Source organism: Streptomyces sp. NPDC057010 (assembly GCF_042673805.1).
GTDB lineage: Bacteria > Actinomycetota > Actinomycetes > Streptomycetales > Streptomycetaceae > Streptomyces.
The window spans coordinates 1-10,323 of record NZ_JBHUSC010000096.1 but is presented as its reverse complement, the minus strand read 5'-3'; the positions used below and the strand labels follow the sequence as shown (position 1 = coordinate 10,323).

Sequence of the window (10,323 nt, the reverse complement as noted above, 5' to 3'; positions counted from 1 at the left end):
CAGCACCCCCGACGCCCAACCCGGCCTCGGCACCGGCACCGGCACCGGCCCCCGCGAAGCCCCCCGCCAGGGGAGGGGTTACGGCGACTCCTCGCGGTAGGCGGCCGCCTCCTCCAGGTCCAGCCTGCGCAGCAGCCCCCGCAGCATTTCGTCGTCGATCCGCCGCCGGTCCCGCAGCGTCACGAACACCTCCCGCTCCGCCGCGATCATCTCGCGGGCCAGCCGCCGGTAGACGTCGTCCGCGGACTCCCCCGTCTCCGGGTTGACCTCCCCCAGCCGCTCCCACACCGCGTTGCGCCGCCGCTCAAGCACCGTCCGCAGCCGCTCCGCCAGCGGCGGCGGCAGCATGCTGTTCTCCGGCCGCTCCAGCAGCTCCGCCAGCCGGTCCTCCGCCGCCCGCGAGGCCTCGCTCTGCGCCTGCGCCTCCGCCAGCGTCTCGGCCTTCAGGTCCCGCGGCGGCAGCTTCAGCACCCGGATCAGCGGCGGCAGCGTCAGCCCCTGCACCACCAGCGTCCCGATGACCGTCGTGAAGGTCAGGAAGAGGATCAGGTTCCGGTGCGGCACCACCATCGGCACGGAGAAGGCGATCGCCAGCGAGACCACCCCCCGCATCCCGGCCCACCCCACGATCACCGGCGCCTTCCAGTCCGTGTCCGGCTCCCGCGTGCGGATCCGCTCCGACACCCACCGCGGCACGAACGTCGCCGGGAAGACCCACAGGTACCGGGCCACCACCACCGCGACGAACACCACGATCGCGTACCAGGCCGCGGCCATGCCCTCGTACTCCCCCAGCCCCTTCAGGACCACCGGCAGCTGGAGCCCGATCAGCGCGAAGACCACCGACTCCAGGACGAAGGCGATCACCTTCCACACGGCCTCCTCCTGGAGCCGCGTGGCGAAGTCGACCTGCCAGTTCCGGTGCCCCAGGTACAGCGCGACCACGACCACCGCCAGCACGCCCGACGCGTGCACCCGCTCGGCCGCCGCGTACGCCACGAAGGGGATCAGCAGCGAGAGGGTGTTCTGGAGCAGCGGCTCCCTCAGCCGCTTGCGCAGCTGGTGGATCGGCACCATCAGCAGCAGGCCGACGCCGACCCCGCCCACCGAGGCCACCAGGAACTCCGCGATCGCCCCGGACCAGCCGGCGCCCACCCCGACCACCGCCGCCAGCGCCACCTTGAAGGCGGTGATCGCCGTGGCGTCGTTCACCAGGGACTCGCCCTGGAGGATGGTCGTCATCCGGTTCGGCAGCCCGAGCCTGCGGGCGATCGCGGTCGCGGCCACCGCGTCGGGCGGCGCGATCACCGCGCCCAGCACCAGCGCCACGGGCAGCGTCAGCCCCGGCACCACCTGGTACGCCACGTATCCCACGGCGAGCGTCGCGAACAGCACGTACCCGACGGACAGCAGCGCGACGGGCCGCAGGTTCGCGCGCAGGTCCAGGTAGGAGCTGTCCACCGCGGCCGTGTGCAGCAGCGGCGGGAGCAGCAGCGGCAGCACGATGTTCGGGTTCAGGCTGTAGTCGGGAACGCCCGGGACGTACGAGGCGAGCAGCCCGGCCGCGACCAGCAGCAGCGGCGCGGGCACCGGCGTCCTGCGGGCCACGCCCGCCACGGCCGCGCTCACCGCGACCAGCGCCACCAGCGGCAATACCTCCATCGATGATCCATCCTCATCCGTCGCGCGCCCGCACCCTGGCCGTACGCTGGCCATCATGAGCGAGTGCACCCACGTTGCCGAACTGCCGCGCCCCGAGCCCATCCCGTCTGCCCAGACGTGCCCCGAATGTCTGGAGCTCGGCAGCCATCCGGTGCAACTGCGGATGTGCCTGGGGTGCGGGTACGTCGCGTGCTGCGACTCCTCGCCCCACCGGCACGCCACCGCACACCACCAGGCGACCGGCCATCCGGTGATGCGGAGCTTCGAGCCGGGGGAGATCTGGCGCTGGTGTTTTGTCGACGGTTCGATCGTCTGAGGCGGGGTAGGTCAACCCTCCGCCGGTTCCCCTGATTTGGGCCCGCACACCCCTAGCCACTGTGCGTACCCATGGGCTTACCATCAGTCACTGGCCGTGGGAAGGGGTGCCCCGAAGCGGGCGCCATGAGGGGTGCCGCGACACGATCGCCCGGATCGCGGTAGCGTCACCGGCGAACAGAGCTCGTACCACCTTGGAGGTGAGGGGTTGTCCCAGATCGCAGGCGAGCCCGGGACGCAGGACTTCGTGGAAGTCCGGCTGCCCGCTGCGGGTGCCTACCTGTCGGTGCTGCGGACGGCCACGGCCGGCCTCGCCGCACGTTTGGACTTCACCCTCGACGAGATCGAGGACCTCCGCATCGCGGTGGACGAGGCCTGCGCGATCCTGCTCCAGCAGGCCGTGCCCGGCTCCGTCCTCAGCTGCGTCTTCCGTCTGATCGAGGATTCGCTGGAGGTCACGGTCTCCGCGCCCACCACCGACGGGCGCGCGCCGGAACGCGATACGTTCGCGTGGACGGTGCTGTCGGCACTGGCCGGCAAGGTCGAGGCCACGGTCGAGGAGAACCGGACGGTGAGCATCAGTCTCTACAAACAGCGCGGCGCGGGACCAGGCCCGGCGTGAGCGGCGGGGAGATCCCGGTGCGGGGCGGGGATCGGCCCCGGGTACGGCACGAGGTCGACGGCGGCATCCCGGAGCAGCAGCACGCCCGGCCGCACCCGGCTGACGCGGATGCGGAATACGGCTTTTTGGACTCGGCGGAGCGACGGGCGGGCCCTATGAGCGAGAACCAGCACGAAGAAGCACAGCCATCGGAGAGCGCACAGCCGTCCGAGGCCGCTGCCGCGGCCCCGGTGGTGCCCGACCTCGCCGATGTCTCCGATCTGCCGGCGGTCCCCGCGGTGCCGTTGTTCCCGGTGTCGGCGGCGCTGCCGGATCCGCGCGACCGCAGCGGCGCGCGCGCCCTGTTCATCGAGCTGCGGGCGCTGCCCGAGGGCTCGGCGGAGCGGGCGGAGCTGCGCAACCGTCTCGTACGGATGCACCTGCCGCTGGTCGAGCACCTCGCGCGGCGCTTCCGCAACCGCGGTGAGCCGCTCGACGACCTGACGCAGGTGGCCACGATCGGCCTGATCAAGTCGGTGGACCGGTTCGACCCGGACCGCGGGGTCGAGTTCTCCACGTACGCCACGCCCACGGTGGTCGGCGAGATCAAGCGCCACTTCCGTGACAAGGGCTGGGCCGTACGGGTCCCCCGGCGCCTGCAGGAGCTGCGGCTCTCGCTGACGACGGCCACGGCGGAACTGTCCCAGCAGCACGGCCGCTCCCCCACGGTGCACGAACTGGCCGAGCGGCTGGGGATCTCCGAGGAGGAGGTGCTGGAGGGGCTCGAATCGGCCAACGCCTACAGCACGCTCTCGCTGGACGTCCCGGACACCGACGACGAGTCGCCGGCGGTCGCGGACACCCTGGGTGCGGAGGACGAGGCCCTGGAGGGCGTCGAGTACCGCGAGTCCCTCAAGCCGCTGCTGGAGGGGCTGCCGCCCCGGGAGAAGCGGATCCTGCTGCTTCGGTTCTTCGGCAACATGACCCAGTCGCAGATCGCGCAGGAGGTCGGCATCTCCCAGATGCACGTGTCACGGCTGCTGGCCCGCACCCTGGCCCAGCTCCGGGACAAGCTCCTCGTGGAGGAGTAGGAGGGACCGCGGGAGCGGGACGGGTTATCGGGCCTCTTCGCGGGGTCCGATGCCCAGTGCCTCGGTCGCCGTCGGGTTCACCAGGAGTGCGACGACGGCCACCGCGGCCAAGGCCAGCGCCACGGCGCCGGCGATCATCGCGCCGCCGGTGGTGTAGAGGGTCCAGGCCACCGGCAGCGCCATCAGCTGGGTGATCAGCGCCGGGCCGCGGCTCCAGCGGCGGCCCAGGCGCAGCCCGCGGGCCGCGATCAGCGGCAGCGCGGCGAGCACGAGCAGGGTGACCCCGCCGGTCTCGGCCTGCTGCGGGGAGTCGGGGTCGCCGGCGATGCCCACGAAGAGCATGTAGACACCGAGGCCGGCCAGCGCCAGGCCTTCCAGCGCGGTGAGCGCCGCGGCGGCGGTCAGCCGCCCGGGCAGCGCGGCGGTCTCGGCGGCGACAGCGGCGGCGACGGGGGCGGCGGCATTCGGGGGCTGCTTCTTACTCACCCCAGCAGGGTAGCCGCGTGCCCCGGGCCGGCAGGGGACGGGCAGTAGGGTCGGCGACCGGAGGGGTGGGTAGTCTGGCGCTCATGCGTGCACTTCTCGTGGCCAACCCAGCAGCGACGACCACCAGTGCGCGCACGCGCGACGTCCTGACGCACGCCCTGGCCAGCGAGATGAAGCTGGAGGCGGTGACCACCGAGTACCGGGGGCACGCCCGGGACCTGGGCCGCAAGGCCGCGCACGAGGGGCTGGATCTGGTCGTCGCCCTGGGCGGTGACGGCACGGTCAACGAGGTGGTCAACGGGCTCCTGCACGACGGGCCCGATCCGGAGCGGCTGCCCCGGCTGGCTGTGGTTCCCGGCGGCTCCACCAATGTGTTCGCCCGCGCGCTCGGGCTGCCCAACGACTCGGTCGAGGCGACCGGCGCCCTGCTGGACGCACTGCGGGAGCGGCGCGAGCGGACGGTGGGCCTGGGCCTGGCGGCCGGCACCCCGGGCACGGAGGACGAGTCGGTTCCGGCGCGCTGGTTCACCTTCTGCGCGGGCTTCGGTTTCGACGCCGGCGTGGTCGGGCGGGTCGAACAACAGCGCGAGCGCGGGAAGCGTTCGACGCACGCCCTGTATGTACGACAGCTCGTGCGCCAGTTCTGGGAGGAGCCCAACCGCCGACACGGCACTGTGACGCTGGAGCGCCCCGGCGCGGATCCCGTGACGGATCTGGTGCTGTCGATAGTCTGCAACACCTCGCCCTGGACATACCTGGGCAATCGGCCGCTGTACGCCTCACCGGAGGCGTCGTTCGATACCGCACTTGACGTATTGGCACTGGACCGTTTGTCAACTCCGGCGGTCGCGCGGTACGCGACACAGCTCCTGACCTCGACTCCTGAGCGGGGTCCGCACGGCAAGCACGCGGTGTCTCTGCACGATCTGACCGACTTCACCTTGCATTCGAAGGTTCCCCTCCCGTTCCAGATGGACGGCGACCACCTCGGTCTGCGCACCAGCGTTCGGTTCACAGGCGTACGCCGTGCACTGCGTGTGATTGTGTGAGTAGAAGGGGCGAAAGTCCTTTCACTCGAACGTTTACACGCCGGTCCACCCTCACGATGTAGGGCTGTGACCTAGTAGACACCGACGAATCAAAAAAAACTTTCCGGAAGGGGTTGTATCCCCGTCCGAGGTTTGCGAATCTCTACATGGCGATCGGGACAGCCCGCAGAACCGGCACCCACGAAGACCGCCAGAACCCCTCCACGAATCACTGACCTCCCCGGGAAACTGGGCGGTCGCCCTTCCCTCACGAAGGGATTCGTGAAAGCGTTCACATTCACAAGCAACCTGCCCGCAATACAAGGAGATGGAGCAGCCATGGACTGGCGTCACAACGCCGTTTGTCGTGAGGAAGACCCGGAACTCTTCTTCCCCATCGGCAACACCGGTCCTGCGCTGCTGCAGATCGAGGAAGCCAAGGCCGTCTGCCGCCGTTGCCCCGTCATGGAGCAGTGCCTGCAGTGGGCGCTCGAGTCCGGTCAGGACTCCGGTGTCTGGGGCGGTCTCAGCGAGGACGAGCGCCGCGCCATGAAGCGCCGCGCCGCTCGCAACCGGGCGCGCAACGCCAGCGCCTGACAACGACTTTCGAGCCTCGACGCGCAGCGCGTAGTAAACGGACAAGCGCTCAGCAACGTGCTCTTGAGCCCCGGACCGAGAACTTCGGTCCGGGGCTCAGTGCTGTCCGGGACGCGCTCCGGCCACCGGGCCGTCACGCTGGGTGAGGCCCGGCCGGACCGTTACTTCTGCGGGCTCGACGGGATGTCGAGGACGACCTTGGTGCCGCGGGGCTCCGCCGGGACCATGTCGAAGGTGCCGCCGAGCTCGCCCTCCACGAGGGTCCGTACGATCTGCAGCCCGAGATTGCCGGCGCGCTGGGGGTCGAACCCCTCGGGCAGTCCCTTGCCGTCGTCGAGCACGGTGATCAGCAGCCGTCCGTCCGCGCGGCCGGTGCCGGAGCGGACCGCGGAGACCTCCACGGTGCCCCGCTCCCCCTGGGTGAAGGCGTGCTCCAGGGCGTTCTGGAGGATCTCGGTCAGCACCATCGACAGCGGGGTGGCGACCTCGGCGTCCAGGATTCCGAAGCGGCCGGTGCGCCGGCAGTCGACCTTGCCCGGGGAGATCTCCGAGACCATCGCGATCACGCGGTCGGCGATCTCGTCGAACTCGACGCGCTCGTCCAGGTTCTGAGACAGCGTCTCATGCACGATCGCGATCGAACCGACCCGGCGAACCGCCTCGTTGAGCGCTTCGCGGCCCTGCGGCGAATCCATCCTGCGGGCCTGGAGCCGCAGCAGGGCGGCCACCGTCTGGAGGTTGTTCTTCACCCGGTGGTGGATCTCCCGGATGGTGGCGTCCTTGGTGATGAGTTCGCGTTCGCGACGCCGCAGTTCGGTGACGTCGCGGCACAGCACCAGGGAGCCGATCCGGGTCCCCTTGGGCTTCAGCGGGATGGCGCGCAGCTGGATGACCCCGCCGTTGCCCTCGACCTCGGTCTCCCTCGGGGCCCAGCCGCTCGCGAGCTTGACCAGGGCCTCGTCCACCGGGCCGCGCGAGGGCGCGAGTTCGGCGGTGGTGACGCCCAGGTCCTGGCCGACCAGGTCGGAGGCGAGGCCGAGCCGGTGGTAGGCGGAGAGCGCGTTCGGGGAGGCGTAGGTGACCACGCCGTCGGCGTCGAGCCGGATCAGGCCGTCGCCGACGCGCGGGGAGGCGTCCATGTCGACCTGCTGGCCGGGGAAGGGGAAGGCGCCCGCGGCGATCATCTGCGCCAGGTCGGAGGCGGACTGGAGGTACGTCAGCTCCAGCCGGCTCGGTGTACGCACAGTGAGCAGGTTGGTGTTGCGGGCGATCACGCCCAGGACGCGGCCCTCGCGGCGGACGGGGATCGACTCGACGCGGACCGGCACCTCCTCCCGCCACTCCGGGTCGCCCTCGCGCACGATCCGGCCCTCGTCGAGCGCGGCGTCGAGCAGCGGGCGCCGGCCGCGGGGCACCAGGTGGCCGACCATGTCGTCCTGGTAGGAGGTGGGGCCGGTGTTCGGGCGCATCTGCGCGACCGAGACGTACCGGGTGCCGTCGAGGGTGGGCACCCACAGCACGAGGTCGGCGAAGGACAGGTCGGAGAGCAGCTGCCACTCCGAGACCAGCAGGTGGAGCCACTCCAGGTCGGTTTCACTGAGAGCGGTGTGCTGGCGTACGAGGTCGTTCATGGAGGGCACGTTGCGAGCGTACCCCGGGTACGCGCCATGACTTTCCCCACGGGAATACCCAGGAGTACACAGGAGGCCCCGAGGCCGCGTACTGTTGGAGGAACCGACGGTATACAGCACCCCGCCGTTGGATGGACAGAACAGAATGGTCTAGTCCACAATTGCCTGAAGCTTCCGCCCTCCCCGCACAGGAGGACGGATCGAGGTAAGCCGCGCACTCTGCCCTGACTGCGCCGGCACCTCCCAACCGGCCGCGGGAACCGCACACCCTCGGCCGTAAGTACTCCGGGCTACGGTGCCGGACGGGTTGAGGGTCCCGTCGGGCACCGTGGCCCAGAGGAATGTGGCCCAGAGGAATGTGGCCCAGAGGAATCGTGCGGATCTACGCAGGCCAGGCCAGCAGCGCCCGGGCCGCGACCGCCTCCAGCTCCTCCCGCGTCGCCCCGTCGCGCGACTGCTGGGACATCCCCTGGAGCACCGCGCCGGCATACCGCGCGAGTTCCCGCGCGTCCGTGTCGGCGGGCAGCACGCCGGTGGCGATGTCCGCCCGGATCCGGCTCTCGAACAATGTCAGGTTGGCGTTGCGGCGCTCGCGCAGGGCCTCGGCCACCTCCTCCGAGGTGGTGTTGATGGCGGCGCTGATCACCATGCAGCCCGGAGGGTGGGCCGGGTCGGTGTAGACCTCGGCCGCTTCGTGCAGGATGCGCCGGACCGCCGAGCGGGCCGTGGGCTCCTCGGCGAGCGCCACCATGGCGAAGTCCCCGTAGCGGCCGCCGTAGACGACCACGACCTCGTCGAACAGCTTGCGCTTGTCGCCGAAGGCCGCGTAGAGGCTGGGCGCGCTGATGCCCAGGCTCGAGGTCAGGTCGGAGATGGAGGTCGCCTCGTAGCCGCGCTCCCAGAAGGCGAACATCGCCTTGTGCAGGGCGGCGTCACGGTCGAAGGAGCGGGGCCTGCCACGCTGTCCGGTCACCATGCGCTCATTCTATAGCGGTCGCTAGAGAATCTGATACGGTCCTTTCTGTAGCGACCACTATTGATTGCTGAAGGGGGGCGCGTCATGGGCGTGCTCAAGGGGAAGACGGCACTGGTCACGGGCGGCAGCCGCGGTATCGGGCGGGCCGTCGCGGAGCGGCTGGCGCGGGACGGGGCGCTGGTGGCGGTGCACTACGGCCGCAACGAGGCGGCGGCGAAGGAGACCGTGGCCGCCATCGAGGCGGCCGGGGGGCGGGCCTTCGCACTCCGGGCGGAGCTGGGGGTTCCGGGCGACGCACAGGCCCTCTGGGCGGCGTACGAGGCCCATCCCGCGCACACCGAACACGTCGACGTCCTGGTCAACAACGCGGGGGCGGCCGCCTTCGCCGGGATCTCGGACACGGACGAGGAGACCTACGACCGGGTGCACGCGCTCAACGCCAAGGCGCCCTTCTTCGTGATCCAGCACGGGCTGGCGCGGCTGCGGGACGGCGGCCGGATCGTGAACGTGACCGGCACCCCGGACCTCGCCCTGCCGGCGATCCTGGCCACGATCATGGCGAAGGGCGCTGCGAACGCGCTGACCCGGTCGCTGTCCGCCGCGCTCGCCCCGCGCGGGATCACGGTGAACTCGGTCGGCCCCGGGATCATCGACACCGAACTGAACGCGGGCCTCCTCGCGGACCCCGCGACCCAGGCACACCTGGCCTCCCGCTCGGTCTTCCACCGCATCGGCACGGCGGAGGAGGTCGCGGACGTGGTGGCCTTCCTGGCCTCTCCCGACTCCCGCTGGATGACGGGCCAGCACCTGGACGCCACGGGCGGCCTCCAGCTCGCGCTGGCCTGACGCGACTGGCGGGGGCATCGGGACCACGATGGAACGGGGTGCGGAACCGGGACGCCGGGGGCCCGGCTCTGCTAGATTGGTCTATACCACACCACCTCTCCAGATCGGCAGGCCCCGCGTGGAAGTTGTCATCGTCCCGGACGCCAAGGCAGGCGGCGAGCTCATCGCGGAGGCCATGGCCGCACTGGTCCGCCGCAAGCCCGAGGCCCTGCTCGGCGTGGCGACCGGCTCTACCCCGCTGCCCATCTACGAGGCCCTGGCCGCCAAGGTGAAGGCGGGCCAGGTCGACGCCTCCAGGGCCCGCATCTGCCAGCTCGACGAGTACGTCGGCCTCCCGGCCGGGCACCCCGAGTCCTACCGGGCCGTGGTGCTCCGCGAGGTCGTCGAGCCGCTCGGCCTGTCCGAGGACTCCTTCATGGGCCCCGACGGCTCGGCCGAGGACATCGTCGGCGCGTGCGAGGCCTACGACCGCGCGCTCGCCGAGGCCGGCGGCGTCGACCTCCAGCTGCTGGGCATCGGCACGGACGGCCACATCGGCTTCAACGAGCCGTGCTCCTCCCTGGCCTCCCGCACCCGTATCAAGACGCTGACGGAGCAGACCCGCGTCGACAACGCGCGCTTCTTCGACGACGACATAGAGCAGGTGCCGCACCACGTCATCACGCAGGGCATCGGCACCATCCTCGACGCCCGCCACCTGGTGCTCCTGGCCACGGGAGAGGGCAAGGCCGAGGCCGTCGCGCAGACGGTGGAGGGGCCGCTGTCCGCGCTGGTCCCGGCCTCCGCGCTGCAGATGCACCGGCACGCCACCGTCGTGGTGGACGAGGCGGCCGCTTCCAAGCTGAAGCTGGCGGACTACTTCCGCCACACGTACGCCAACAAGCCGACCTGGCAGGGCCTGTAGCCGTACCGGTACGACCCGGAGGGCCGGGCTCGCGTCAGGGGTCCGGCCCTCGCGTGTACGGGCGGCCGCTGCGCGGGGCTGTCCCCTACCCGCCCTTCCACCGTTCCCTGGGGCTCCGCCCCAGACCCCCTACGGGCGCTCCGCGCCCGCGCCTCAAACGCCGGCGAGGCTGGATAGGTCCAGCCT

Annotated in this window: 11 protein-coding genes; 7 read left to right on the top strand and 4 right to left on the bottom strand. The window is 71.1% G+C overall.

What is annotated here, in order from left to right; genetic code table 11:
* Positions 1-78: 78 nt before the first annotated feature.
* Positions 79-1,662, bottom strand: coding sequence for a Na+/H+ antiporter (locus tag ACFTXQ_RS35705; RefSeq protein WP_382649584.1), 1,584 nt, complete (start codon positions 1,660-1,662; stop codon positions 79-81).
* 55 nt (positions 1,663-1,717) lie between these two features.
* Between ACFTXQ_RS35705 and ACFTXQ_RS35700 the strand changes: the two genes are divergently transcribed.
* The 3 genes from ACFTXQ_RS35700 (at position 1,718) to ACFTXQ_RS35690 (ending at position 3,669) form a co-directional block, all read left to right on the top strand.
* A complete protein-coding gene (locus tag ACFTXQ_RS35700) occupies positions 1,718-1,978 on the top strand; it encodes a UBP-type zinc finger domain-containing protein (RefSeq protein WP_382649581.1) in 261 nt (86 codons plus the stop codon).
* 207 nt (positions 1,979-2,185) lie between these two features.
* Positions 2,186-2,599 (top strand): anti-sigma regulatory factor, encoded by a 414-nt coding sequence (locus tag ACFTXQ_RS35695; RefSeq protein WP_215015185.1) that lies wholly within the window; start codon positions 2,186-2,188, stop codon positions 2,597-2,599.
* Positions 2,596-3,669 (top strand): RNA polymerase sigma factor SigF, encoded by a 1,074-nt coding sequence (locus ACFTXQ_RS35690; RefSeq protein WP_382649578.1) that lies wholly within the window; start codon positions 2,596-2,598, stop codon positions 3,667-3,669. Before ACFTXQ_RS35695 ends, ACFTXQ_RS35690 begins: the two co-directional genes overlap by 4 nt.
* A 24-nt stretch (positions 3,670-3,693) precedes the next feature.
* Here the strand turns inward: ACFTXQ_RS35690 and ACFTXQ_RS35685 are convergent, their stop codons facing one another.
* Positions 3,694-4,155, bottom strand: coding sequence for a hypothetical protein (locus tag ACFTXQ_RS35685; protein WP_382649576.1), 462 nt, complete (start codon positions 4,153-4,155; stop codon positions 3,694-3,696).
* An 83-nt stretch (positions 4,156-4,238) separates the two neighbouring features.
* Here ACFTXQ_RS35685 and ACFTXQ_RS35680 point away from each other — a divergent pair, with 83 nt between their 5' ends.
* A complete protein-coding gene (locus tag ACFTXQ_RS35680; RefSeq protein ID WP_382649574.1) occupies positions 4,239-5,204 on the top strand; it encodes a diacylglycerol/lipid kinase family protein in 966 nt (321 codons plus the stop codon).
* A gap of 318 nt (positions 5,205-5,522) precedes the next feature.
* The gene (locus ACFTXQ_RS35675) at positions 5,523-5,780 is read left to right on the top strand and encodes a WhiB family transcriptional regulator (protein WP_003953983.1); all 258 of its coding nucleotides are present in this window, start codon (positions 5,523-5,525) and stop codon (positions 5,778-5,780) included.
* Between the two features lie 161 nt (positions 5,781-5,941).
* Here ACFTXQ_RS35675 and ACFTXQ_RS35670 read toward each other — a convergent pair whose 3' ends face one another.
* Both ACFTXQ_RS35670 and ACFTXQ_RS35665 read right to left on the bottom strand, forming a co-directional pair.
* The gene (locus ACFTXQ_RS35670) at positions 5,942-7,411 is read right to left on the bottom strand and encodes a sensor histidine kinase (RefSeq protein WP_382649587.1); all 1,470 of its coding nucleotides are present in this window, start codon (positions 7,409-7,411) and stop codon (positions 5,942-5,944) included.
* Between the two features lie 382 nt (positions 7,412-7,793).
* Entirely contained in the window at positions 7,794-8,387 is a 594-nt protein-coding gene (locus ACFTXQ_RS35665) for a TetR/AcrR family transcriptional regulator (RefSeq protein WP_382649571.1), read from the bottom strand.
* Positions 8,388-8,471: 84 nt separating this feature from the next.
* On the opposite strand from ACFTXQ_RS35665, the gene ACFTXQ_RS35660 reads away from it, so the two are divergent.
* Together ACFTXQ_RS35660 and nagB are read left to right on the top strand one after the other, a co-directional pair.
* The gene (locus ACFTXQ_RS35660; RefSeq protein ID WP_382649568.1) at positions 8,472-9,233 is read left to right on the top strand and encodes an SDR family oxidoreductase; all 762 of its coding nucleotides are present in this window, start codon (positions 8,472-8,474) and stop codon (positions 9,231-9,233) included.
* A 118-nt stretch (positions 9,234-9,351) separates the two neighbouring features.
* The gene (gene nagB, locus ACFTXQ_RS35655; protein ID WP_382649565.1) at positions 9,352-10,137 is read left to right on the top strand and encodes a glucosamine-6-phosphate deaminase; all 786 of its coding nucleotides are present in this window, start codon (positions 9,352-9,354) and stop codon (positions 10,135-10,137) included.
* Positions 10,138-10,323 lie beyond the last annotated feature (186 nt).